The organism is Marinospirillum sp., assembly GCF_044810985.1.
Taxonomy (GTDB): Bacteria; Pseudomonadota; Gammaproteobacteria; order Pseudomonadales; family Halomonadaceae; genus Marinospirillum.
On sequence record NZ_CP085242.1, the window covers coordinates 2,037,823 to 2,063,291 of the forward strand.

A 25,469-nucleotide genomic window follows, 5' to 3' on the forward strand; every position below is an offset into this window, starting at 1 on the left:
ACTCTCAAAAATTATAATTGAGGCAAGTCTTATGCTTTCATTCGTGCGCAACATCTCCATTCGCTACAAGCTGCTTCTGCTTGTGGTTCCCCCGCTCCTGGGTATGCTGGCCTATGCAGGCCTGAGCACCCGCAATGACCTGCAGCTCTACTCCAGTCTTCAGCAACAACAGCAGCTGGCTCAGGCACGCGATCAGTTGAACCGGGTCTTTTCCAGTTTTAACCAGACACGCCATGACGTTATCCTCGGGGAATCAACGGATTCCAAGCTACTTGAGGAGTTGCGCCAGTTGGACAGCCAGGCCCAGGGGCTGTCTTCCGAATTGCAAACCTCACTGGAAGGCAGCCTGGATCTGGCCCAGGGCCTGCTGAACAGTGAACCACAGCTCGACACCCTTCTGGATCAGGGCAGCAGCCTCAACCGCTTGGCCCGACGTCTGGAATTGTTTTCCACCCAGCTTGCCGGTCAGGCCGGTGGCATCACCACCCGCTGGCACTCGGCTCATCACGCCTTGATGCAGGCCATCAGCCGCATCCATGAAGAGCAGTTGCTACTCGGCCTGGCTTTTCAGGAAACCTACTTCCCGGACGGTGCCTACCCACGCTTCATTCGCTTGCTGAGCGAACAGAATGTTTTCCTCAACACTTATAACAACCACCTTCAGAATGCTCCGGATTTACGTCTGGACAACTGGATGGATAGTGAAACTTACCAACAGGTGCAGGAAGTCCGCCGCACTTCTGAACAGATTTATCTGGATGGCAACTTTGGCCTCAGTATTTCCGGCGGTAACTGGCAGGAGCTCAGTGCCGCGCTTTTGGAAGTGCCCGAGAGCTTGCAGCGTGAAGTCCTCGACACCCTGACCCTCAGAGTTCAGGTGGAGCTGGATTCAGCCCGCCAGCGCCTGATTCTGGTGGGTTCTTCCAATGTTTTTCTGGTGTTGCTGGGTATTCTGATCGCCTGGTTCATCTATCGTCAGATCAGTCAACCGACCCTGCAGTTAACCCGCAGCATGGAGGGCGTTGCCAAGGATCTGGATTTGACCCGCAAGCTGTCCCTCAGCGGCAAGGATGAAACAGCCCAGGCAGCCAAGGCATTTGACCAGATGCTGGGGCAGGTGCGCCAATTGCTGGAAGAGGTCATCAAGGCCACCGGCGAAGTCGCCACCAGCTCCAACCTGGGCAAACGCGTGGCCAGCAGTCTGGAACAACAGGTGGGGCAGGGCCAGGGAAGTCTTGAGTCCATGCTGACCAGTGTTGAAGAACTGCACACAGCCATTCACGAAGTGGCCCGCAATGCCGAAACCAGCCAGCAGACCTCACAGGATGCCAGTCGTCTGGCAGCCGGTGGCAGTGAGCTGGTCGCCACTTTACAGACTCACAACCAGTCACTGGAAGAAAGCCTGAGAGCCTCCGGCTCGAAAGTCACTGAACTGGCCGAACACAGCGAAAAGATCAACAACATCCTGGAAGTCATCAACGACATCGCCGAACAAACCAACCTGCTGGCGTTGAACGCAGCCATAGAAGCCGCCCGCGCTGGCGATGCCGGAAGAGGCTTTGCGGTGGTGGCGGATGAAGTGAGGTCTCTGGCCGGTCGCTCGCGTGAAGCCACCGTGGAAATCAGCCAATTGCTGGAAAACAACCAGCTGGCTGCCAAAGAAGCCGTCAGCCGTATGGACTCCAGCCTGGCCCAGGCCGACGAGGTCAGCCATTACCTGGAACAGGCCGGACAATCCCTGCAGGAAATCAATTCGGCAGTGGAAGGCATTCACACCGCCAACGTGGAAACCGCTTCAGCAGCCAACCAGCAAAGAGCAACCGCTGACCAGCTCAGTGATAGCGCCCGCCAGATGAATGCCCTCTATCAGGAAACCGGACGCGAAGTGGAAGAACTGGAAAACAACAGCAACAGCCTGGAGCAGCTTCTGCAAAGCCTGGATCGGCAGCTTAAGCGCTTCAAGACCTGATAGAGGTATCATTTTTTGTACTGAAAATGGCGACTGTACGTGAATTGGGAGTATATTTTTAACCACCAGGAACTCCCAAATTCACGTAGGAGCGCGAAAAATTCTCAAGAAACTAAAGTTCCTAAGTTTTCTACAGCCTGAGTGCCCGCAGCACGCGCGAATTTGTAATGAAGGCGAAGCCGGAACAGAAAAGCCGTCGCTTTGCCTGCTATTATTATGTCTCGACTGCCTCATACTCGACTTTTTAAGAACTCGTAAACAAACGAACCAATCACAGAGCCGGTTATACCAAGCATTAACGCAAACACACTAGATATAACAAGTGCCGCAATTGGGTGCCTTTTAACGTGACCGATTAATCTGAAATATAAATCTTTTTTGATGCGTTTGATATCACTTTGGGTATTTTCAATATCGGACTTCGATACTCTTTCCTGCTTCAATCTCTCCTGACATTCATCACATATTTGCGGCTTATGGCAAGAAGCGACTAAATCTGTTTTTATGCCATTCATGTCAAATAGGCACCCACGCGTCTCATCGTGGGTAAAACCTGGTGCGTCATCAAAATCAGGGATTGTGTTTCCCGCACGCCTAAATAAAAGTGTGTACGCATAAAGTAAACGATAAACAACATTTTCTAACGGAATATTGTAGTGATCGAGGATGTCTTTGATTTGATGGAAGGTAAATACAATTTGATTATTACCTAGCCGTCTCGAATACCAGTTGTCCTCAACAGGAACGTTTACAATAGCGATCATGAAATCAGCATTAAACTGATTTGGGATCTGTCCTTTTACTGCATTGTCTGAGAACTCCCAATCAAAACCATCGGAGTCACAACGAAGTGCATAATTGTCGATATCTTCGACAACCTCGAAAGTCTTAGATGACCAACTTTTTATTTTCTTGGGTTGGAACTCTAAAGGCAAGTGTCCTATAGATACCAGCTTGATCCTAACTTTGCTCATAAACTTCCTTATAGAAACATAACGAGCCTGTAGAATAACCTCTTTTCAGCCAGCTTTCCCTACCAACAGCTCGTTCTCTGTTGTTCATTTTTGAGTTGCCGGTTTTGGTCGGCAACCCTTACTTTATTCTGTGTTTCTGGCCTTTTCAGGCTTTGACCTTTGTAAGCTGGTCATCATGGTGCTTCCAGAACCCTATTTCGAGACCGATTTAACCCCACCCCTGCTGCTTTATTGAACCAGCTTGCCATAGTGAGCCAGCTTTTCAATGTTGTGGATCAGGCAATAGAGAAGCAATTCAGTCCTTTGCAGTCAACCAGTTTATGACAGTTGCGCCAGTTGGCTTACCCACTGATTGAAGCGTGGGCATTGCTCACGAACTTCAGCCAGTGAATCTTGTAGAATAACAGGGCCGTGCAGTTTTTTATCGTAGGCGGGAACCTGGGCTTTGATGCGGCGTGACGGGCAGGTGTCATAACCATCGTTCACTTGTTCCGCCCCACCATACTGCTTCGTAAGCTGCTCCAGGGTTTGCTTTAATCCGGCAACACCCAGGGTTTTCTCCGCTGCATCGGGTGCAGCCAATACCAGGGCTTCGAACTCATACTGTTGCACATAGGGAATCAGTCGTTGCTGACTTTCTGGTTCAACCAGCTCTAATATTGCTGCTTCCAGGGTTTCAACTTTACCTGGAGGGCGTTTGTGAAAGCCATAGTAGTCGTAAAAGGTCGTGACACGATCAAACTGCTTCAGCAGGGCTCGAAGTTCTTTGCCAATACGCTCCAGAGAGACCCGTCCACGCAAGCCCACTGGGCTGGCATAGATTTGGTAATCAGTCGCACCTTCTACACTGATACCTAATCGCATCATCAGGGAGTGCCTCCCAACAGGTTTTTCTCCCAAAGATCACCCAGATGATAATCTTCCAGCCAGGCTGCTAAACGATCCGAGTCAATCTTGTTGAAGGTGGAGTGGTTTTCCCTGTGTTCAACAATAATCAGTTGTTCTGCTTCGAACTCATTGGCCAGGGTGACCGACTGAGTGGATATAATCACCTGGGTTCGTTCGCTGGCCGAACGCAACATGGATGCCAGTAACTGAATAGCATAAGGGTGCAAACCAAGCTCGGGTTCATCCAGCAAGATGATTGAGGGCAGCTCAGGCTGAAGCAGCAAAGTGGTCAGACAAATAAATCTCAGGGTGCCGTCAGAAAGGGAGTGGGCATCAAAGTAGGCATCATTACCCTTGTGTTTCCAGCGCAGCCTTATCCTGGTTGAGTTGTAGCGATCAGGAGCAAGAATAAAATCCTGAAAGAAGGGGGCAGCACGCTGGACGGTATTGATAATCCTTTGATAGGCATCAGGAGCGTGTTGCTGAATCCCGTAAAGGAAGGCTGCCAGGTTTTCACCCTGCTCTCTTAGCTGCTCTGAATCCTCAACTTCGCAGGGTTGTTTCACCCCGGCACTGCTACTGGTGTCATGGAAGTGGTAAACCTTCCAATCTTGAAGATACCCGGCAATTCGACCTTCGGCGGTTGCATCAGAAGCGCGAGGCAAACCGGATTCATCCGAACCGGGCGTTGAAAGTGATGTGGAATCACAAGCATCCGTCTTGAAGACCAGACGGCCATCATTGGTTGGTATCAGCTCGAAATCATAGGTATGTGCGTTAAAAGCCAGGGAGGCTTGCAATGAGGGGGTATGTTTGCGGCCAAAGTGCAGCAAGGCCTCGGCCCCACCCTGTTCAGCCACGAACAACTGCAAGTCTTTTTGCTGGAGCTTGTGCATGAAGCGGAAAAAATTGATGAAATTGGACTTGCCCGCCCCATTTGGCCCAATCAAAACATTGAGGCTGCTCAGTTTCAGGTCTATCGACTGAATAGACCGGAAACCGTTGAGTTTGATTTGATCCAAATGGCCTGACGTAGACATGGTTCACCTATGAGAAATAGCGCCCTTCTGATCCAGGGTAAGGTGAGATAATTTTACAGGGTGCTGGAACAAAAGAAAGGTAGGCTTGCATGAGACCCTACCTTTTTATGGATTTAACCCAGCTTAAAGCCACTAACCAGCTCTTTAAGCTTCTCGGCCCTCCCTGCCAGGCTCTGGTTAACCTGTTCGGTTTCTTCCACAGCCTGAGCACTCTGGTCAGCCAGTTGATTGATCCGCATCATGCTGGCACTGATGTCTTCAGCTACGGAGCTTTGTTCCCTGGCGGCCTGTTCGATCTGCATGCCTCTTTCGGTTACCTGGCGTACACTCTGATTAATCGCATCCAGGGCTTCACCGGCTGCCCTGGCCTGGTCGGCACAGCTTTCGGCCTCTTCACTGCCCTGGACAATGGCCGCTGAAACATCAGCCGCTGCTGACTGGACTTCAGCAATAATCCGATCGATTTTTCCGGTGGCATCCTGGGTGCGGGTGGCCAACAGGCGAACTTCATCCGCCACTACCGCAAACCCGCGTCCCTGTTCACCGGCTCGGGCGGCTTCTATGGCCGCATTCAACGCCAAGAGGTTGGTTTGCTCGGCAATTTCGCTAATGGTGCTGATGACCTGGCCAATATTTCGGCTGCCGTCATCCAGACGTTCGATGACTTCCAGCAAACCGTGCATGCGAACAGCGAGCTTGCCAATCGCCTGGGTGGTTTCTTCGACCACCTGCTGGCCCTTGTTCGTCTGTTGCTGGGTTTGTTCTGCTGCGGCCAGGGTTGCGCCAGCATGTTCAGACACCTCACTGGAAGAAGCGGCCATTTCAGTGGTGGCTGAGGCCACCTGATCGGTTTCACTTTTTTGCTGCAAAGCCATGCGCGCACTTTGCTGGCTGGCATTCAGCACCTGGTTGGTGGATGCCGCCAGATCCTGAGAGGTTGCCGCGACTTCCCGCAGAACACTGCTGAGTGCCGCAGAATTGCGATTAAAAGCGGAAAACAGCTGACCCAGTTCATTTTTCTCACTGGCCTGCAAACGGAGACTCAGGTCTTTATCAGCCTTTGCCAGACGACCGGCATTGGTAGTCAGGGGGTTCACAACACTGCGCTGCATGACATGAGCAAAAAACAACACCATCAGCACGCCGATCAGGGCCAAAACACCAATACTCAAAGCCAGCTGCCAGAACTGAGCGCTGACGTCATCTATATAAATGCCGGTGCCGATCAGCCAGCCCCACTCCGGGTCGGCGGTCACATAAGAAAGTTTGGTGTAGCGCTCTTCAGTCACTCCACCGCCGGACAGGGGCTTGGGCCACTGGTATTCCACAAAACCCGAGCCGTAGCGTTTGACGGTTTCCACAAAAGCAGTAAACAAATTGGCTTGATCGAGAGTTTGCTGCTGGTCACCCGCCTGGTTTCGCATCAGGGTGGCATGTTCAAAACGATCACCATCCAGCAGCTGTCCGTCCAAAGCAGGAACGGTAGGGTGCATGACCATTTTGGGTATGGGGTCGCCCAGATCATTAACCCAAATATATTCGGTTGTGTCGTAGCGAAGGTTACGCAGTGTGGCCAGGGCTTCCTGCTGAGCCTGGGATCGGCTCAACTGCCCCTCCGCTTCCAGAGTTTGATAGCGGTCGACAACCCCCAGAGCCAGATCAACGACACCGATGACCTGCTTTTCTTTTTCCTGGATGAGAGTTGAATTCAAGGACTGAAGGGCGACACCGGCCATGAGAACAAAACCGATCAGGGAGATCAGGGGAATGATCTTGAGGCGCAGCCCCAGGCTGTAGATATTAAACATCCTGTTATTCCTTCTTTATTGTTGTTATCTGTACCTTTTGCAGGCATCAGCTACCGGGCAGGAAAGAAGGTGAAGACCGGCTTTCCTTGTCCGGGTTTAAGGGCATTTTAGTGAAAACTTCTGTTAATAGCTATGCAGAAACGCCTGATTAACGATTATTGAAATCCGGCTTGCGCTTCTCGACAAACGCTCGCATACCTTCGCTGCGATCTTGAAAGGCAAAACTGCTCTGGAAAGCGCGGCGTTCAAAGCGCAGCCCTGCACTCAGGGTGGTTTCAAAGGCCTGATCCACAGCTTCCCGAATCATCATCGTCACCGGGCGTGACTGGGCCGCTATGCTGGTTGCTGTTTTCAGGGCTTCTTCAAACAGTTCTGCAACCGGCAGGATGCGACTCACCAGGCCAGCGCGTTCGGCTTCTTCCGCTTCCAGCATGCGTCCGGTCAGACACATTTCCATGGCTTTGGCCTTGCCCAGGGCACGGGTCAGGCGCTGAGTGCCACCGGCACCCGGCATGGTGGCCAGCTTGATTTCCGGTTGTCCGAAGCGGGCGGTATCACTGGCCAGAATAAAATCACAGGCCATGGCCAGCTCACAACCACCGCCCAGTGCCATGCCGGATACAGCAGCAATCATGGGTTTGCGACGGGATTCCATGACTTCCCAGCCGTCACCTTTCAAGTAGGGAAAATCTGACTTGAAAAGATCGGCATATTCTTTGGATGCCATTTCAGAAATATCTGCACCAGCGGCAAAGACCTTTTCACTGCCTTTGATCAGAATACAACCAATCGCTTCATCTTCTTCAAAAGCCTTCACGGCCTGGCCGACTTCACTGATCAAAGCAATCGACAGGGCGTTGTGTACTTTGGGGCGGTTGAGGGTAATCACACCCACCGCAGCTTGGGTTTCAACCAGAATATTTTCGTAAGACATGGGATTTCTCTTATTTCTTGGGCGCATGCAGAGGCTGGCTGGTGCCTGCTTCGACCTGAGGGCGATTCGGTTCGACTTCGGTCAAAGGCTCGCACTCTTCCAGGCTGGCATGGCAGCGTTCGGTCAGGCGTTGGTATTCCTGCGTGCCTTCCTGCTTCCATTTGATTTCATCAGCAGACAGTTGGCGATGCACCTTGGCCGGTGAACCGATAATCAGGGATTCGGGTTCGCAGGTGAAGCCTGCTTTCACGAAAGCCGTTGCTGCCACGATTGAGCGGGGTGCAATACGCGCACCATCCATCACCACGGCATTCATCCCCACCAGGGCATCTTCTTCGATCACACAGCCGTGCAGAATAGCGCCATGGCCGATGTGCCCGTCTTTTTCTATCACCGCATCCATTCCCGGAAAGGCGTGCATGACGCAGGTGTCCTGCACATTGCAGCCTTCCTTGAGGACAATACGACCGAAGTCACCACGCAGGCAGGCATGGGGGCCGACATAGCAGTCAGGGCCGACTTCAACATCACCAATCAACACGGCGGTTGGGTGCACATAAGCTGTGGGATGAATAACCGGCACCACCCCTTCTATTTTATAGCAGGGCATGACTCACTCCTTGGAATTACTCTAGGCAATTATCCGGGTGCAAGGACTACTTGTCAGGACGCGTAAATACTTCCCTGTAAGCTCTGGCTGCAACTTCCTGTTGCAGACAGCCTGACATAGCAGCCTCTTGCACCCTCTACGTATTAGTCGCGGCAAGGCAGTAGCGACTTTACCTGATGAGCCTTAAACGTGCCGACGACTCTGCACGACAACAAAACGACTGGCGACAAAGGCCGTGTCGGTCAGGGAGGCATTGGCCGCTGGGTTGCCACCGGTGGCGTGAAAGTCACTGAAGGCCGCAGACTGGTTGACGAAGACACCGCCGTCCAGGTTGTTGGACAAGGCCACCTTGACATCCATGGCCAGTTCTTCCGCTTCTTCCAGACGCTTGGCATCCGTGGAGTAGAAGCCAAGAGTAATCGCACCCTGTTCATGCAGAACTTCACGCGCTAGACGAATGGAATCATCGGTGTTTTCTGTGGCAACCAGGAAGGAAACCGGGCCAAAGCGCTCTTCGGAGTAGGTGGCCTTGTCCTTGCCATCCACTTTCAGAATCAAGGGCGTGTGAATGCGGGCATCAGGGAACTGGGCATGTTCGCGTTTTTCACTGTCCAGAACGATTTCACCCAGCTTGCGGCATTCATCAATGCGGGCTTCCGTCGCTTCCGACTGGATGGCGCCCAGCACCATGCAGGCACGATCGTTGTCGGACAGGAACTTGCTGGTTGCCGTTGCCAGAGCCTGGGCAAATTCATCAAAGCTGATCTTGCCTTCGGGGGTGTTGATGCCGTCTTTGGGTACGTAGATGGCCTGGGTGGTGGTGCACATCTGGCCGGAGTAGAGGCTCAGGGTGAAGGCCAGGTTTTTGGTGACGGCCTTGAGGTCGGAAACACTGTCGATAATGATGGAGTTGACCCCGGATTTTTCCGTAAACACCCGAGCCTGGCGGGCATTATCTTCCAGCCAGTTACCAAAGGCGCTGGAGCCGGTAAAGTCAATCACCTTGACCTGGGGGTTCAGCGCCAGTTCCTTGGTGACCGGTTCTGCAGAGGTGTCCGGTACCAGGCTGACCAGACAGGTCGGCAGGCCTGCTTCTTTCAAGACTTCCTGAGCGACTTTGACCGTCAGGGCCGCAGGCAGGATTGAACCTGGGTGTGGCTTGACGATGACCGGGTTGCCGGTTGCCAGACTGGCAAAAAGGCCGGGGTAGGTGTTCCAGGTCGGGAAGGTGGAGCAGCCGACAACCAGAGCAATGCCACGAGGTACGATATGGAATTTCTTTTCCATGACCAGTGGGTCCATTTTGCCCTGGGGCTTTTCCCAGCGTGCGGTTTCAGGGATACCCTTCATGGCATCCCAGGCATAGGCCACTGCTTCCAGACCGCGATCCTGGGCATGAGGTGCACCAGCCTGGAACGCCATCATCAGGCCCTGGCCACTGGTGTGCATCACGGCCTGACCCATCAAGGGGCTCATGTCATTCAGACGCTGCAGAATTTCGGCACAAACACCAACACGACCTTCGGCACCGGCATCACGCCACTGTGGCAGGGCAGCCTGCATTGTCTCAATCAGGGCATTCAGATCCGGCTGGTCATAGCTGGTGCCCAGATCAAAACCATAAGGGGAGCGCTCGCCGGTGATTTTCTTGGTGCTTTTGACGCTGTCCAATTCAAAAGGCTGATCGCACAGGGCTTTGAAATCAGAACTGGCCGATTTCACCTTCTCTTCCGGGTATTTTTTCATGTTCTCAGAGAAGGGAGACCAGTATTCGCGGGTATGCAAAACCTCAACCGCCTTGTCGAGAAGGGGCTGATGGCGCTCAAAAAGGGCGCGGGGGGTCGTAGCTGACATGGGGAAGCCTCCAAAAGTATTCAGTTTAGAATAAAAATTGAATCTTCGCTTTCCACGCCAACATGGCAACAACAATTCAGATCAAGACCTGCTTTTTGTATCATATTCATGCTGCAAAGCAAAGCAACAAGGCCTTTTAAAGCCCTCTGAAGCGGAAAAAATGTGACCGGGGCGTTTTCAGGTTTTGCGCACTAAGTGCCTAATCTTTCATCAAATAGCCCGCAATATTGTGCCAATTCAACAACTTGCACTTCATGACTATCCGGCCAGGCAAAAAGCGATACACAAATTTGAAATTATTTTCTTGATGAGTGTCAAATTTTAGATATACTCCAAGTCAGATCTTCGCCCCCGCCAACTGGTGGAACAATTAAGACAAGACAAGGCGAAACTGAAATAAAACAACAAAGGTTGCTTATGCCGCAAAACCTGCTCCTCAAGGGGCCGGACAAGGGTGTGCGCATCATCACCCTGCATCGTCCCGAAGCCCTCAATGCCCTGAACACTGCCCTCCTGGGTGAACTGGCCGCCGAACTCCAGGCTGCTGATGCCGACCCGGAAACCCGTGCCGTGGTGCTGACTGGTAGCGAAAAAGCCTTTGCTGCCGGTGCCGACATCAAAGAAATGGCCGCCCGTGATCTGGTGGGCATTCTTGAAGACCCCCGTTTGCAATCCTGGCAGAGCATTTCCCGATTCAGTAAGCCGATTATAGCGGCCGTCAACGGCTTTTGCCTGGGTGGTGGCTGCGAACTGGCCATGCATGCCGATCTGATGATCGCCGGGGAAAATGCCCGTTTCGGTCAACCGGAAATCAATCTGGGGATCATGCCGGGTGCTGGCGGCACGCAAAGACTGCGCCGTGCAGTCGGTCCGGCCTTGACCATGCAGATGGTGCTGACCGGCGAACCCATTTCCGCACAACGCGCACTGGAAGCAGGCCTGATCAGTGAAGTCTGCCAGCCCGAACTGACCGTCGAACGCGCCGTGCAGCTGGCCGAAATCATTGCCAGCAAAGCCCCCATCGCCGTACGCCTGGCCAAGGAAGCCGTCCACAAAGCTGGGGATACCGACCTGGCCAGCGGCCTGCGTTTTGAACGCCATGCCTTTACCCTGCTGGCCGGAACCCAGGATCGCCAGGAGGGTTTGAATGCCTTCCAGGAAAAACGCAAACCCCACTTCAAGGGTTGTTGATTTTCACTTCATTCTAATAAGAACAGGATATTGCCATGACCCAACCCAGCATTCTTCTTGAAATTGATCAGGGTGTTGCCCTGTTGACTTTGAATCGCCCGGATAGCCTGAACAGCTTTAATGCAGAGATGCATGCGGAAATCCGTTCAGCCATCAGCCAGGTTCGCAAAAATGCTGAAGTTCGCGCCCTGGTGATTACCGGTTCCGGGCGTGGCTTCTGTGCCGGTCAGGATCTTTCCGACCGCAATGTTGCCCCAGGTGCAGAAGCACCTGATCTGGGTGAATCCATTGAAAAGCGCTACAACCCTCTGTTGCGCTCCATCCGTGAATTGCCGATGCCGGTGATCTGTGCGGTCAATGGCGTGGCAGCCGGTGCCGGTGCCAATATTGCCCTGGCCTGTGACATTACCCTTGCGGCCAAATCCGCCAGCTTTATTCAGGCCTTCTGCAAGATCGGTCTGATCCCGGATTCCGGCGGCACCTGGTCGCTTCCCCATCTGGTGGGCATGGCTCGTGCCAAGGGCATGGCACTGCTGGGTGACAAGATCAAGGCCGAACAGGCGGAAAGCTGGGGGATGATCTGGCGTTGCGTGGAAGATGACCAGTTGATGGAAGAAGCCATGCAGCTGGCCCGTCATCTGGCCACTCAGCCCACCAAGGGTCTGGCGCTGATCAAGCGCGCCCTGCATGCCAGCACCAACAATACCTTTGATCAACAGCTGGATCTGGAACGTGATCTGCAGCGTCTGGCCGGACGCACAGACGACTACCGTGAAGGTGTAGGCGCTTTCATGGAAAAACGCACACCGAATTTCAAAGGCCAATAATCATGCAAGCACTGGATACACAAATCAAAATTGCCGTTGTGGGTGCCGGAGCCATGGGCTCGGGTATTGCCCAGGTTGCTGCCCAGGCCGGTCATGAAGTTTTTCTTTTTGACCAGAGCGCTGAAGCTGTGGAAAAAGGCAAGGCCGGTATTGCCAAACAACTGCAACGCCGCGTGGATAAAGGCAAGATGCAACAGGCCGATGCCGATGCCATCGTCAACCGTGTTTTACCCGCCAGCCAACTCAGTGAGCTGGCCCCTGCCGGCCTGGTGATTGAAGCCATCGTGGAAAACCTGGAAATCAAACAAAAGGTTTTCGGTGAGCTGGAAGACATCTGTGGTGACCAGGTCATCCTCGCCACCAACACCTCTTCACTTTCCGTGACGGCTCTGGGTTCTTCCCTCAAGCGTCCCGAGCGGCTGGTGGGCATGCACTTCTTTAACCCGGCTCCCGTCATGGCCCTGGTGGAAGTGATTCATGGCCTGGCAACCGACAAGCAGGTCGCCGAGCAGATTCATGCAACGGCGTCCGCCTGGGGCAAAAAGCCGGTTTTTGCCACCTCCACGCCCGGCTTTATCGTCAACCGCGTGGCACGCCCTTTTTATGCCGAAAGCCTGCGCCTGATGCTGGAACAGTCCGCCGACCCGGCCACCCTGGATGCTTTGCTGCGCGAAGCAGGCAACTTCCGCATGGGGCCTTTCGAGCTGACTGACCTGATCGGCCATGACGTCAACTATGCCGTCACCTGCTCGGTCTTTGATTCCTACTATGGCGATTTTCGTTTCCAGCCGTCCCTGATTCAAAAGTCTCTGGTGGATGCCGGTCGTCTGGGCCGTAAATCCGGCCAGGGTTTTTATTCCTATGCTGAAGGGGCCGAACGCCCGGAACCGGCCACGGCAAAAAGCTATAGCAGCGATGAAAAACATTTGATCGTCGAAGGCGACCTGGGTATTGCTCAGGGCCTGGTCGAGCGTTGCCGGGAAACCGGGCTGGAAGTGATTGAACGTGAAGGCCACGGCCTGCTGCGCTTTGGTCAGGCCACTCTGGCGCTGACCGATGGTCGCATGGCCACTGAGCGCAGCGTGACTGATGGCCTGCACAATCTGGTGCTTTTTGATCTGGCTCGGGATTACCGCTCAGCCACCCGCCTGGCCCTGGCCACCGCGGAACAAACCGACATCCAGGCGACGGAAGATGCCATTGCTCTGCTGCAGATGCTGGGCATCCAGGTCAGCCTGATTGCTGATGCTCCCGGACTGGTGGTGATGCGTACCCTGGCCATGCTCGCCAATGAAGGTGCAGATGCCGTGCACCAGGGTGTTGCCAGTGCTGCGGATGTGGATCTGGCCATGAAAGCAGGCCTGAACTATCCCGAAGGCCCGCTGGCCTGGAGTGACCAGCTAGGTTCGGGTGTGATTCATCAGGTGCTGACCCACCTGCAAAGCAGTTACAACGAAGACCGCTACCGGCCTTCACTGCTGCTGCGCCGAAACACCTTTGCCAAAACCGGTTTTTTCACGGAAAGCTGAGAAACCAGCCAGGAAAGCAGGTCAAAGCGAAGTAAAGGAGGAGCCTTCAGGCGGGGGACATGAGCGTGACCTGCTTCCTGGCTGGCTAAGCTGCAAGGTAAACGGCTCATAGCGAAACCTGCTTTCTGGCAATTGAGCAAACCAAAGAATCTTTGTAAAGAGAACAATAAATGATGACCACTGAACTCACCCCACAACAACTGGCCGAAGCCTGTACGGATGCGATGTTCTCCCGCGACCAGGCCAGTCAGCAACTGGGGATGCAAATCCAATCCGTCGCCCCTGGCAAAGCCGTACTCACCATGACCATTGATGAGCGCATGATCCAGGGACACGGCAACTGCCATGGCGGCTACCTTTTCACCCTGGCGGATTCCGCCTTCGCCTTTTCCTGCAACACCTACGACAAGGCAACCGTGGCTTCGGGCTGCAGCATTGAATACATGCGCCCCGCCCGGCTCGGTGATCAGCTGACAGCCACGGCTAAAGAAGTTTCCCGTGGCAGCCGCACCGGTGTTTACGACATCACCATCACCAACCAGGACGGTAAAAAGGTTGCCCTTTTCCGTGGCAAATCCTATGAAGTCAGCGGCAGTGTACGCCGCCTGGAGGAAAACTCATGAAAGACCTGACCAACGCCTACATTATTGATGCCGTTCGCACCCCGGTAGGCCGCTACGGTGGAGTCCTTTCCAGCGTGCGCGCTGATGATCTGGGCGCGCTGCCGATCAAGGCTTTGATGGAACGTCACTCTGAACTGGACTGGTCACAGGTGGATGATGTGATCTACGGCTGTGCCAACCAGGCCGGTGAAGACAACCGAGACGTGGCACGCATGTCGGCATTGCTGGCTGGCCTGCCCACCAGCGTACCCGGCAGCACCGTCAACCGCTTGTGCGGCTCCGGCATGGATGCAGTGGGTACAGCTGCCCGTGCCCTGCGTACCGGTGAAACCGACTTGATGCTGGCTGGTGGCGTGGAATCCATGTCCCGTGCACCTTTTGTCATGGGCAAGGCGGAAACGGCTTTCAGTCGTCAGGCTGAAATCCACGACACCACCATTGGCTGGCGTTTCGTCAACCCGCTGATGAAAAAACAGTACGGCATTGATTCCATGCCGGAAACGGCGGAAAACGTCGCTGAAGATTTCAAAATCTCCCGCGAAGATCAGGATGCCTTTGCTTTGCGCAGCCAGGAAAGAACCGCTGCCGCCCAGGCCAATGGTCGCCTGGCCGAAGAAATCATTCCGGTCACCATCCCGCGCCGCAAGCAGGAGCCTCTGGTCGTTGATAAAGACGAGCACCCGCGTCTGACCAGCCTGGAAAAGCTGGCTGGCCTGCCCACGCCTTTTCGTGAAAACGGCAGCGTCACCCCCGGCAACGCCTCCGGCGTCAATGATGGTGCCTGTGCCCTGCTGCTGGCCAGTGATGACGGTGTGAAAAAATACGGCCTCAAACCACGCGCCCGCGTCGTTGCCATGGCTACCGCTGGTGTTGAGCCTCGCATCATGGGGATCGGCCCTGCACCCGCCAGCCGCAAGGTACTGGAAAAAGCGGGTCTGAAGCTGGAAGACATGGATGTGATCGAACTCAACGAAGCCTTTGCTGCCCAGGCCCTGGCGGTACTGCGTGACCTGGGTTTGCCGGATGATGCGGCTCACGTCAATCCCAATGGTGGCGCCATTTCTCTGGGTCACCCACTGGGCATGAGTGGCGCACGCCTGATCACCACCGCCCTGCACGAACTGGAAAAACGCCATCGTGAAGGCCAGAAAGCTCAATACGCCCTCTGCACCATGTGCATCGGCGTCGGTCAGGGGATCGCCCTGATCATTGAACGCGTTTAACAAGATAAAAATAACAGGATTACCACCATGACTTTACCTCTACAAAAACTCGGCAAGCTTGACCCCTTGGAAACCGCCAGTCTGGATGAGTTGCGCAGTGTGCAGCTGCAGCGCCTGCGCTGGAGTCTGAGCCACGCTTATACCAATGTGCCTTTTTATCGCAAGGCGTTTGATGACAAGGGCATTCATCCCCTGGAAATCAACAGCCTGGAAGACCTTGCCAAGGTGCCTTTCACCACCAAAGCCGATCTGCGAGACAACTACCCCTACGGGATGTTTGCCACGCCCATGCGTGATGTGGTGCGGATTCATGCGTCCAGCGGCACCACCGGCAAGCCCACGGTTGTGGGTTACACCAAAAACGATATCGACACCTGGGCAACCGTTGTGGCCCGCTCTATCCGCGCAGCAGGTGGCCATGCCGGTGACAAGGTGCATGTGGCCTATGGCTACGGTCTCTTCACCGGCGGTCTGGGCGCTCACTATGGTGCCGAAAAACTGGGCTGTACCGTAATTCCCATGTCCGGCGGCCAGACCGAAAAACAGGTTCAGCTGATTCAGGATTTTGAGCCTGACATCATCATGGTCACACCTTCCTACATGCTGAATATTGCCGATGAGCTGGATCGCCAGGGCGTTGATCCACACAAGCTGCCACTACGCATTGGTATCTTCGGTGCCGAGCCCTGGACGGATTCCATGCGTAAAGAGCTGGAAGACCGCCTGGGCATCCAGGCTCTGGACATTTACGGCCTGTCTGAAGTCATGGGCCCAGGTGTCGGCCAGGAATGTGTGGAAACCAAAGATGGCCCCACCATCTGGGAAGATCATTTCTATCCGGAAATCATTGACCCGGCCAGTGGTGAAGTTCTGCCGGATGGTGAGTACGGTGAGTTGGTGTTCACTTCTCTGACCAAGGAAGCTCTGCCGATCCTGCGCTACCGCACCCGTGACCTGACCCGCCTGCTGCCCGGCACGGCTCGCCCCATGCGCCGCATTGACAAGATCACCGGCCGCAGCGATGACATGCTGATCATTCGCGGCGTGAATGTCTTCCCCACCCAGATTGAAGAGCAGATTCTCAAAGTGTCACAGCTTGCACCTCACTATGAGATTGAAGTGTATCGTGATGGCAATCTGGACTGTGTGGAAGTCAGAACCGAACTGAAACCCGATGCAGGCTCCACCGATGCCGAAGGTCGTCAGAAGCTGGCCAAGGATCTGCAGCATCACATCAAATCCTACATCGGTATCAGCACCCGTATAGAGGTTTGTGAACCGGGCCGCCTGGCTCGCTCCGAAGGCAAGGCCAAACGGGTTTTCGACCGTCGCTAAAAGCTTTTGGAATTCTTTCTCCACCCCTTCTGCCCTGCTTAATGCAGGGTTTTTTTTGGCCTGAAAAACCAGTTTTTATTGACTTATATCAAGAAACCACATGATACATAATCTTAAACATTGATAGTTTTTTGCGTGTCATATACAAAGACAGGGTGGCTGTAAAACAGCCATCAAAACACCAAGCAATGCTTACAAAAACAACAAGCCAAAGAGGTCACAGAACATGGCTAAGAATGAGCAACTCGCCAAAACCATGGAATTTCCGCCAGAGACACCGCAGCCGAATGTTTATCCGCTGTCCTGGCACTCGGGAACCGAGAAAATGGAAGAAGTTTGGGACGCTGCCCAGCGTGAAAACTGGGACCCCAAAGAACTGCCCTGGGATACTCTGGACGTGGATTCCTACTCCTGGGAAGAGCGCGAAGCCATCGCTTACTGGTGGACGCTGCTGTCCGTCTTTGATGCTTCTGCCCCCCCTGTTTTTGCTGAAGCCTTCATCAAGACTTATGAAGTCCACGAGGAAGATGCTGTACGTCGCTGCTTCTTCTCGGTCACCCGCGATGAGCAAAACCATGAACAGATGTGTGGTCTGGCCATCACCAAATTCCTGGAGCATCCAGATCCCCTGACTTACGAGCCCAAAACCGAACTGGGCAAGCGTCTGCAGAAAAATGCCAAGTGGCTTTACTACAATGGCGGCCGCTACTGGAATGGCTACAAGCAGGCTGTTCCCAAGTACTCCCTGGCCGTTCTGTTCAGCTCCTTTTTGATGGGTGAAATTGCTGCTGCCACCATCTTCAAGCAGATGCACGACAACAGCCGTGAACTCGTGTTCAAGGAAGCTTTCAAAAACATCGGTCGTGATGAAGGTCGTCACATGGCGATTTGTATGGCTCTGATGGAGCGCGACTACCCAGGCCTGGAAGATGAAGACCGCGCCATGGTCACCAAGCAAATCCGTGCCGGTTACCTTTTCCTGTCTGCGGTTCTTTTCGAGCCTCCCATGGAATTCTGGGACCTGCCCGACGACTTCATTGAATGCCAGCGTGAAGCTGAAGAAGTGGCCCGCGGCGCCGGCTTTGGTGTGCCCAGCTATGACTCCAAGAAGGAAAACTGGCGCAATGCCATGCTGAACCTGAAGGGTGTGCTGGATCGCTACAACATTCCTTTCCCTGCCATCCCTGAAGTGGGCATCAGCGGTGAAGAAGTGTCTGACGTGGACATGCAGGACATTATTCCTGTCTTCTAAAGCGCAGTGACAAGAGGGGTCACGATGGCTAACCCTGTCGTGACCCTTTGCTGTTCCAACAGCCTTTAACCGTCTTCCTCCAAACAACCTCAGCAAGAGGCAGGTTATGCAAAAAATCCTCCTTCACCCCTCCGGCAAGGAAGTTGAGTGCAAACCGGGCGATACCGTTCTGGCCGCTCTGGAAAACTCCGGCTATGCCCTGCCCAACAACTGCCGTGCCGGTGCCTGCGGTGAATGCAAAGTCAAAGTGGTGTCCGGGCAGTTTGACCAGGGCATGGTTCTGGATATGGCCCTCAGTCAGGAAGACCGCCGCGAAGGCTATGGCCTCATGTGTATGGCCAAACCCATTTCCGAAGAGCTGGTGATTGAATGGGGCACGGATGATGCCAAGCCCAAGCTTTTCCCGCCCCGTGAAAACCAGCGCTACATGATCACCGAAATAACCCAGTGTACCCCACGCATCAAACAGCTGCGTCTGCGTCCGCTGGCGGCACCGATGCGTTTCTGGCCCGGCCAGTACGTCACTCTGGGTGACCCGCGTGCCGGAGCACCCGAGCGCTGCTACTCGATCGCCAATGCTCCACGCCCTGATGGTGAACTGGTCTTGCAAGTCACCCAGGTGGAAGATGGCAAAACCAGCAACTGGGTTCACAGTCAGTTGGAAGTGGGCAGCATGGTCAAGCTCAATGGCCCCTATGGCACCTTTATCGGTGATCCGGCCATGGAGACACCGGTGCTCTGCCTGGCCGCCGGTTCCGGTCTGGCCCCGATACTATCCCTGGCTGAAGCCGCGTTACGCCGCAATTACCGCAAGCCTGTCACCTTGATCTTCTCGGCCCGCACCGAAGCGGATCTCTATGAACTGGGCAGCATGAAATACTGGGAAGCCAAGCATCGCAACTTCAACTACAAGCCCACCCTGACTGAAGAACAGAAAGAAGGCTATTTGCACGGTATCATTCCCGATGTACTGCCCGAGCAGTTTAAAGACCTCTCCGAGCACAGCATTTTCATTTCCGGCAGCCCTGCCTTTGTGAATGCCTGTATGGAAGCGGTCAAGAAGCTGGGCGCCACGGATGAAATGATCCATACCGAAGGTTATTTTGACCAGGCCCAGCCTCAAACGGCACCGGCCAGTCATCTGGTTTCCTGATCTTCAAACACCTCTCATCTTTAGTGTTTTCAGCCCGGTCATTTTGGCCGGGCTTTTTTTCTGGTTACTCATCTCAAGCTTCCAACTTCTGCCATTTTTTTGTATCACATCATTTCTTTGATTTCTATCAAAGAAGCTACCACACCTTCATTGACGCGCATCAATGAACTTTTTTTCACTTTTTTAGCCTAAAATAACGTGATACACAAAATCAGTGGTTGCTATTCCTTTAAGTATCATATAAAACTAGCAGCCTACTCAGAAAAACCATCTGGGTTACCTATACCTATAAGAAACGCGAGCCAAGCCCTGGAGGCCGATTATGTATGCTCAACTCGTAGAAACCGGCGTAAAACACATTAAGACCCTGGAAGAAATGACGCCTGAAGAGCGCGACTTTCAGGAAAAAGTCGATGCAGAGGTCAAGATAGAGCCCAAAAACTGGATGCCAGATGCCTATCGCAAAACCCTGGTTCGTCAGATTTCCCAGCATGCTCATTCCGAAGTGGTTGGCATGCTGCCCGAGGGCAACTGGGTGACCCGTGCTCCAACCCTCAAGCGCAAACTCCAGCTGATGGCAAAAATTCAGGATGAAGCCGGACATGGCCTTTACCTCTACAGCGCTATGGAAACCCTGGGCGCCAGCCGTGATGAAGAGATTGAAAAACTTCACCAGGGCAAAGCCAAATACTCCAGCATCTTCAACTATCCCACCCTGAACTGGGCGGATATGGGTGCCGTCGGCTGGCTGGTCGATGGTGCTGCCATCGTCAATCAGGTGGTTCTGCAGCGCACCTCTTACGGCCCCTATTCGCGTGCCATGGTTCGCATCTGTAAAGAAGAAAGCTTCCACCAGCGCCAGGGTTACGAAATTCTGTTAACCATGATGCGTGAAGGGACTCAGGCACAGAAGGATATGGTTCAGGATGCCATCAACCGTCTCTGGTGGCCTTCGCTGATGATGTTCGGTCCTTCCGACGACCAGTCACCCAATTCCCAGCAATCCATGGCCTGGAAAATCAAGCGCAAGAGCAATGATGAGCTGCGCCAGATGTTTATTGACCAGACCGTGCCACAGCTGGAGTTCCTGGGCTGCACTGCACCGGACCCGGATCTCAAGTGGAACGAAGAAACCGGTCATTATGATTTCGGTGAAATCGACTGGCAGGAATTTTATGACGTCCTGAAGGGCAATGGCCCTTGCAATCACGAGCGGATTGCCACTCGCAAAAAAGCAATCGACGAAGGCACCTGGGTTCGCCAGGCCGCAAAAGCCTACGCCGAGAAACAACAACAAAAACAGCAGAACGCTGCTTAATTTTTCTGGAGATAATTTATGTCTGAATGGCCACTCTTTGAAGTTTTCGTACGCAGCAAGCACGGCTTGAACCACAAACACGTGGGCAGCGTGCATGCCGCCGATTCCCGCATGGCACTGGAAAATGCCCGCGACCTCTACACCCGTCGCAATGAAGGCGTCAGCATCTGGGTCGTGCCTTCCAACAACATCACTGCCTCTTCGCCTGATGAGAAGGAGCCTTTGTTCGATCCTTCCCATGACAAGGTTTACCGTCATGCCTCCTTCTACAAGCTTCCTGACGAAGTCAACCAGATGTAAGGAGTCCTGTTATGGATCAGCAACAAGCTTTACAAGACTACCTGCTGCGCCTGGGCGACTCGACCATGATTCTGGGTCAGCGCCTTTGCGAGCTGTGCGGCAAGGCACCGGCCGTTGAAGAAGAAATGGCCCTGATGAACGTGGCTTTGGATTTGGTCGGCCAGGCCCGCAACTGGTACGAATATGCTGCGGAGCTGGAAGGCGAAGGTCGCACGGCCGATGACCTGGCTTTCCTGCGTGATGCTCACCAGTACCGCAACCTGCTGATGGTCGAGCAGCCTAATGGTGACTATGCCGTCACCATGGCACGCCAGTTCTTCTTTGATACCTGGCACTACTTCACTCTGCGCAGCCTCTCCGAGTCCAAAGACGAGCGGATTGCCGGTATTGCGGCCAAGGCCCTGAAAGAAGTGACCTATCACCTGCGCCGCTCTTCCGAGTGGGTCAAGCGTCTGGGTGATGGCACCGAAGAAAGCCATCAGCGCATGCAGGCAGCCTGTGATCTGCTCTGGCGCTTTACCGGCGAACTGGTCACCGCGGATGAAGTCGATGAAACCCTGGAAGCTGCGGGCATCGCACCCAACAACGAGCAACTGGCCAGTGACTGGAAAGGCCTGGTCAAGGAAGTTCTGAGCGCAGCAACAATCGAACAGCAACCGGACGATGCCTGGATGTACCTGGGCGGTAAAAAAGGCGTTCACACCGAACACCTGGGCTTCATCCTGGCAGAAATGCAGTTCTTGCCGAGGGCTTATCCCGATGCCAAGGTCTGGTAGCCAAGCACCGCAGCCTGCTGGCGTTCCCGGTTTTGCCGAAGAACTGCTGGCCAGTGACCGCGTACCCGGCAATGCTTCCGGCGAACCTCTCAGCGAGGCCCAGCTCTGGGACTTGCTGGAGGAAGTCAAAGACCCGGAAGTGCCTGTGGTCAGTGTGGTCGAACTGGGTATCGTGCGCCGCCTGCAATGGGAAGGGGATGAACTGCGTGTTGAGGTCACCCCAACCTATTCCGGCTGTCCGGCAACCGAGCTGATTGAGCAGATGATCGAGCAGGCTCTTCAGCAAGCGGGGGTTCGCAAACTGCAGGTGGTCAGTGTTCTGACTCCGGCCTGGACCACGGACTGGATCACCGAAACCGGCCGTGAAAAGTTGCGGGCTTATGGCATAGCACCGCCTCAGGGCAGCGCCAGCAAAATGTCCCTGCTGGGGCATGCCGAGCAGATTGTTTGCCCTCACTGTGGCAGTGAGCACACCAGGCAGATCAGCGAGTTTGGATCAACGGCTTGCAAGGCGCTTTATCAGTGCCAGGAGTGTCAGGAGCCTTTTGATTATTTCAAGTGCATCTGAAACCAGCTACCTAAGGTTGCGAGCCGGAAGCAACACTTGCTCAAGCATGCCTGCTACCGGCGCGTTCGGCTTTCCTGCCTCAAGCGCCGCGCTGCGCAATCCATGCTGCGCTAACCGCAGGCAAACTTGACGTGTTGCCCAACTGAGATAAGCAAGCAGCACTGAGATGCTTGCCAGCAAAACAACTATTTTAACGAGATAACTATGAGCCAATTTCATTCCTTGACCGTAAAAGAGGTCAAACCTGAAACACGTGATGCCGTGTCCCTGGCGTTTGAACTGCCTGAAAGTCTGAAAAATGACTTTCAATTTGCCCAGGGCCAGTATCTGACTCTGCGAAAAGAAATCGACGGGGAAGAGGTTCGCCGCAACTATTCCATCTGCAGCTCAGTCAAGGATGGTGAATTGCGTGTGGCTGTCAAAAAAGTACCCGGTGGTCGCTTTTCGACCTTTGCCAACGAACAGCTGGCTGCCGGTGAAAAACTGGAAGTCATGCCTCCACAGGGCAACTTCTACACCCAGCTGGACCCGGAGCGTGAAGGCAGCTACCTGGCCGTGGCAGCAGGCAGTGGCATTACGCCCATTCTGTCGATCATCAAAACCACGCTGGAAACCGAACCCAAGAGCGAGTTCACCCTGTTTTACGGCAACCGCGCCACAGGTTCGACTCTTTTCCGTGAAGAGCTGGAAGACCTGAAAAACCGTTACATGGATCGTTTCAATCTGGTGTTTGTCTTTACTCGCGAACAACAGGATATCGAGCTGTACAACGGCCGCATCGACAGCAGCAAGTGTGATGCCCTGTTTGATCACTGGCTGAATGCCAAAGAACTCACTGCAGCCTTCCTTTGCGGTCCGCAGGCGATGACCGAAACCGTGCGTGAATCGCTGGAGCGTCACGGTCTGGATAAAGACAAGGTTCACTACGAACTCTTCACCCCTGCCGGTGGCGCACCCGTTGCCCGCAAGGATCGAGCCGAAGTTACGGTGGACCCTTCCGCCGTCAGCAAGATTACGGTGATTTCCGACGGCCGTACTCTGGAATTTGATCTGACCCGTGACACCCAGAGCATTCTGGATGCCGGTAACGAAGAAGGGGCTGACCTGCCTTTCTCCTGCAAGGCTGGTGTCTGCTCCACCTGTCGTGCCAAGGTGATTGAAGGGGAAGTGGAGATGGATGCCAACCATGCCCTGGAAGACTACGAAATCGAAGCCGGTTACGTCCTCTCCTGCCAGTGCTACCCGATTTCTGACAAGGTCATCCTTGACTACGATCAGTAATCACCCCGGCCAGGGAAGGCCATCCCCGTCAGTTAAATATCCTCTCCAACGCCTGATCCAGCTTCGGATAACGAAACTCAAACCCCGCTTCTTCCAGGCGCTGGGGTTGCATGCGGTCGCTCACCAAAAGCAGTTCAGCCATTTCCCCGAACATGATTTTGAGTAGCGGGGCAGGCATGGGCATAAATGCCGGGCGTTTGAGTGCCCTGCCCAATGCCTGGGTGAAGTCCCTGTTTCTGACCGGGTGCGGCGCACTGGCATTGAACACGCCAGTTTGCTTGTTTTCCACCAGCCAGGCATAGATTCTGGCCATATCCTCACGGTGAATCCAGGGAAACCAGTGTTGACCGGAACCCAGAGGGCCACCCAGTCCCAGCTTAAAAGCAGGCAGCATTTTCGCCAGGGAACCACCGCCCTGATCCAACACCACTCCGGTGCGCACCAGACAAACACGAATGCCCTGTTCTTCGGCCCGCAAGGCTTCTGCTTCCCAGGCTGCACAAAGGTCGTGGGTGAAACCCGGCTCAGGTGGCGTGTCTTCTGTGATAATTCGGTCGCCCTGTTCGCCGTAGTAACCCACAGCCGAAGCCGACACCAACACCTGGGGCGGCGAGTTCTGGGTAATCATCCATTTCACCAGTTGCCGGGTTGTTTCCACACGCGAATTGACCAGTCGCTTTTTGCGTTCTTCACTCCAGCGTTTATCGGCAATTCCGGCACCGGCCAGATTGATCACGGCCTCAATGGAGTCTTTTTCCAGCTCCTGCAGTTGGTTAACGAATTCCTTGACACCTTCCGGCAGTCGGGGCTTGAGCTGACGGGTCAAGAGCACCACCTGATGCCCCTGCTGCAACAAAAGCGGGCATAAAGCCTGGCCGATAAAACCTGTGCCACCTGTAACCAGTACACGCATCTTGCACCTCCAATAATTTATACGCTATCTATACAATACTTGAACAAAACAGATAAGGCTACTAAGATAGCTTTATCTACCACTCTAGCTCACCGGAAAAGAAAGTGACGATGACTTCAGCTGCAATCGCAATTATTGGTGCCGGACTGGCTGGACTGACCTGTGCAAGGGAACTGACTCAGGCAGGCAGACGTGTCACTGTTTTTGAAAAAGCCCGCGGCCCTGGTGGGCGTCTATCCAGTCGTCGCCAACTGAACAGCACTTTTGATCTGGGAGCCCAGGCATTAACCGCTCAGCATTCTGACTTTGCCAAACAGCTGCGGGTGTGGGAAACAGAAGGCTGCCTGCAACCCTGGAAAGGCGCTGGAACCCTACCCTCCTGGGTCGGCAGCCCGAGAATGAGTGCCTTGACCCGGCATTACAGCAAGGGGTTGAACCTGGTGACCGCCACCTGTATCAGCCACTTACAGGCCACTGAGGATCAGCAATGGTCTCTGGTCGATACCACCGGCAAAATCTGGGGGCCTTTCACCCAGGTGGTGCTGGCCACACCCGCCAACCAGGCCCTGCCCTTGATTGACCAGGCTTCAGGCAGCCTGAAGCGACAACTCAGTCAGGTGAAGGAAGATCCTGTCTGGGTGGCCTATTTTGCTTTGCAGTCCACTTCTCTGCCGACAGCCAATTGCCTGCAACCGGCCAGCAGTTATTTGCGTCGCGCCACTCTATTGAATAGCAAACCCGGCCAGGAATCGGAGCTTCAACGCTGGGTGGTGGAAGCCACGCCCCGGTGGAGTCAAGAGCACCTGGATTTGCCCAAAGGGGAGGCGGCCCGGCGTTTATTCAACATCTGGGCGAATGACATGGCCACCGAGCTACCCTCTCATCCGCAGCTGTTGGATGCTCACCGCTGGCTTTATGGCTCAGTCTCCACTCACCTGCAACAGGGTTTTCTGGAAGATGCAGAGCAGCAACTCTTTGTTTGTGGCGACTTCTGCCGAGGCTCCACGGCCGAAGCAGCCTGGCAGTCAGGCCATGAGTTGGCACAGGCCTTGCGAAAGACTATACAATAGTTATACCCTTGGCTATTGACGGGATCAATCAAT

The 25,469-nt window shown here is 54.2% G+C and carries 23 protein-coding genes; 15 read left to right on the plus strand and 8 right to left on the minus strand.

Annotated features, from left to right (window positions below):
- Positions 1–31: 31 nt before the first annotated feature.
- On the plus strand, positions 32–1,969 hold the full coding sequence (locus LG323_RS09575; RefSeq protein ID WP_404415378.1) for a methyl-accepting chemotaxis protein: 1,938 nt from the start codon (positions 32–34) through the stop codon (positions 1,967–1,969).
- A 230-nt stretch (positions 1,970–2,199) separates the two neighbouring features.
- Here LG323_RS09575 and LG323_RS09580 read toward each other — a convergent pair whose 3' ends face one another.
- The 7 genes from LG323_RS09580 to paaN form a co-directional block, all read right to left on the minus strand.
- Complete coding sequence (locus LG323_RS09580; RefSeq protein WP_404415381.1) at positions 2,200–2,943, minus strand: hypothetical protein; 744 nt, start codon at positions 2,941–2,943, stop codon at positions 2,200–2,202.
- 318 nt (positions 2,944–3,261) lie between these two features.
- Entirely contained in the window at positions 3,262–3,810 is a 549-nt protein-coding gene (locus LG323_RS09585) for a DUF4276 family protein (RefSeq protein ID WP_404415384.1), read from the minus strand.
- A complete protein-coding gene (locus LG323_RS09590) occupies positions 3,810–4,871 on the minus strand; it encodes an AAA family ATPase (protein ID WP_404415387.1) in 1,062 nt (353 codons plus the stop codon). Before LG323_RS09590 ends, LG323_RS09585 begins: the two co-directional genes overlap by 1 nt.
- A 113-nt stretch (positions 4,872–4,984) precedes the next feature.
- Positions 4,985–6,679 (minus strand): methyl-accepting chemotaxis protein, encoded by a 1,695-nt coding sequence (locus LG323_RS09595; protein ID WP_404415389.1) that lies wholly within the window; start codon positions 6,677–6,679, stop codon positions 4,985–4,987.
- Between the two features lie 148 nt (positions 6,680–6,827).
- Positions 6,828–7,613 carry an enoyl-CoA hydratase gene (locus LG323_RS09600; RefSeq protein ID WP_404415392.1) on the minus strand — a complete coding sequence of 262 codons (786 nt, stop codon included), beginning with the start codon at positions 7,611–7,613 and terminating at the stop codon, positions 6,828–6,830.
- 10 nt (positions 7,614–7,623) lie between these two features.
- Positions 7,624–8,223, minus strand: a complete 600-nt coding sequence (paaY, locus tag LG323_RS09605; protein ID WP_404415395.1) for a phenylacetic acid degradation protein PaaY — start codon at positions 8,221–8,223, stop codon at positions 7,624–7,626.
- Between the two features lie 183 nt (positions 8,224–8,406).
- Positions 8,407–10,077, minus strand: a complete 1,671-nt coding sequence (gene paaN, locus LG323_RS09610) for a phenylacetic acid degradation protein PaaN (RefSeq protein WP_404415398.1) — start codon at positions 10,075–10,077, stop codon at positions 8,407–8,409.
- A gap of 417 nt (positions 10,078–10,494) precedes the next feature.
- Between paaN and paaF the strand changes: the two genes are divergently transcribed.
- The 13 genes from paaF (at position 10,495) to paaE (ending at position 23,453) form a co-directional block, all read left to right on the plus strand.
- Positions 10,495–11,268, plus strand: coding sequence for a 2,3-dehydroadipyl-CoA hydratase PaaF (gene paaF, locus LG323_RS09615; RefSeq protein WP_404415401.1), 774 nt, complete (start codon positions 10,495–10,497; stop codon positions 11,266–11,268).
- Between the two features lie 35 nt (positions 11,269–11,303).
- Positions 11,304–12,095: a 2-(1,2-epoxy-1,2-dihydrophenyl)acetyl-CoA isomerase PaaG gene (gene paaG, locus LG323_RS09620; RefSeq protein ID WP_310697157.1), complete on the plus strand. Its 792-nt coding sequence runs from the start codon at positions 11,304–11,306 to the stop codon at positions 12,093–12,095.
- Positions 12,096–12,097: 2 nt separating this feature from the next.
- A complete protein-coding gene (paaH, locus tag LG323_RS09625) occupies positions 12,098–13,624 on the plus strand; it encodes a 3-hydroxyacyl-CoA dehydrogenase PaaH (protein ID WP_404415404.1) in 1,527 nt (508 codons plus the stop codon).
- A 170-nt stretch (positions 13,625–13,794) separates the two neighbouring features.
- Positions 13,795–14,247, plus strand: a complete 453-nt coding sequence (gene paaI / locus LG323_RS09630) for a hydroxyphenylacetyl-CoA thioesterase PaaI (protein ID WP_404415407.1) — start codon at positions 13,795–13,797, stop codon at positions 14,245–14,247.
- 5 nt (positions 14,248–14,252) lie between these two features.
- Positions 14,253–15,470 (plus strand): 3-oxoadipyl-CoA thiolase, encoded by a 1,218-nt coding sequence (pcaF, locus tag LG323_RS09635; protein WP_404420131.1) that lies wholly within the window; start codon positions 14,253–14,255, stop codon positions 15,468–15,470.
- 27 nt (positions 15,471–15,497) lie between these two features.
- A complete protein-coding gene (gene paaK / locus LG323_RS09640; RefSeq protein ID WP_310697153.1) occupies positions 15,498–16,805 on the plus strand; it encodes a phenylacetate--CoA ligase PaaK in 1,308 nt (435 codons plus the stop codon).
- 226 nt (positions 16,806–17,031) lie between these two features.
- A complete protein-coding gene (locus LG323_RS09645; RefSeq protein ID WP_404415411.1) occupies positions 17,032–18,057 on the plus strand; it encodes a hypothetical protein in 1,026 nt (341 codons plus the stop codon).
- A 106-nt stretch (positions 18,058–18,163) separates the two neighbouring features.
- A complete protein-coding gene (locus LG323_RS09650; protein ID WP_404415414.1) occupies positions 18,164–19,210 on the plus strand; it encodes a 2Fe-2S iron-sulfur cluster-binding protein in 1,047 nt (348 codons plus the stop codon).
- A gap of 322 nt (positions 19,211–19,532) precedes the next feature.
- Entirely contained in the window at positions 19,533–20,528 is a 996-nt protein-coding gene (gene paaA / locus LG323_RS09655; protein ID WP_404415417.1) for a 1,2-phenylacetyl-CoA epoxidase subunit PaaA, read from the plus strand.
- An 18-nt stretch (positions 20,529–20,546) separates the two neighbouring features.
- A complete protein-coding gene (gene paaB, locus LG323_RS09660; RefSeq protein ID WP_091963166.1) occupies positions 20,547–20,828 on the plus strand; it encodes a 1,2-phenylacetyl-CoA epoxidase subunit PaaB in 282 nt (93 codons plus the stop codon).
- Positions 20,829–20,839: 11 nt separating this feature from the next.
- Complete coding sequence (gene paaC, locus LG323_RS09665; protein ID WP_404415420.1) at positions 20,840–21,604, plus strand: 1,2-phenylacetyl-CoA epoxidase subunit PaaC; 765 nt, start codon at positions 20,840–20,842, stop codon at positions 21,602–21,604.
- The gene (gene paaD, locus LG323_RS09670; RefSeq protein ID WP_404415423.1) at positions 21,588–22,172 is read left to right on the plus strand and encodes a 1,2-phenylacetyl-CoA epoxidase subunit PaaD; all 585 of its coding nucleotides are present in this window, start codon (positions 21,588–21,590) and stop codon (positions 22,170–22,172) included. The genes paaC and paaD overlap by 17 nt, the downstream gene beginning before the upstream one ends.
- Before the next feature lie 204 nt (positions 22,173–22,376).
- The gene (gene paaE, locus LG323_RS09675; RefSeq protein WP_404415426.1) at positions 22,377–23,453 is read left to right on the plus strand and encodes a 1,2-phenylacetyl-CoA epoxidase subunit PaaE; all 1,077 of its coding nucleotides are present in this window, start codon (positions 22,377–22,379) and stop codon (positions 23,451–23,453) included.
- A gap of 28 nt (positions 23,454–23,481) precedes the next feature.
- Here the strand turns inward: paaE and LG323_RS09680 are convergent, their stop codons facing one another.
- Positions 23,482–24,366 (minus strand): TIGR01777 family oxidoreductase, encoded by an 885-nt coding sequence (locus LG323_RS09680; protein WP_404415429.1) that lies wholly within the window; start codon positions 24,364–24,366, stop codon positions 23,482–23,484.
- Between the two features lie 110 nt (positions 24,367–24,476).
- Here LG323_RS09680 and LG323_RS09685 point away from each other — a divergent pair, with 110 nt between their 5' ends.
- Positions 24,477–25,436: an NAD(P)/FAD-dependent oxidoreductase gene (locus tag LG323_RS09685; protein WP_404415432.1), complete on the plus strand. Its 960-nt coding sequence runs from the start codon at positions 24,477–24,479 to the stop codon at positions 25,434–25,436.
- The last annotated feature ends 33 nt before the right edge of the window (positions 25,437–25,469 follow it).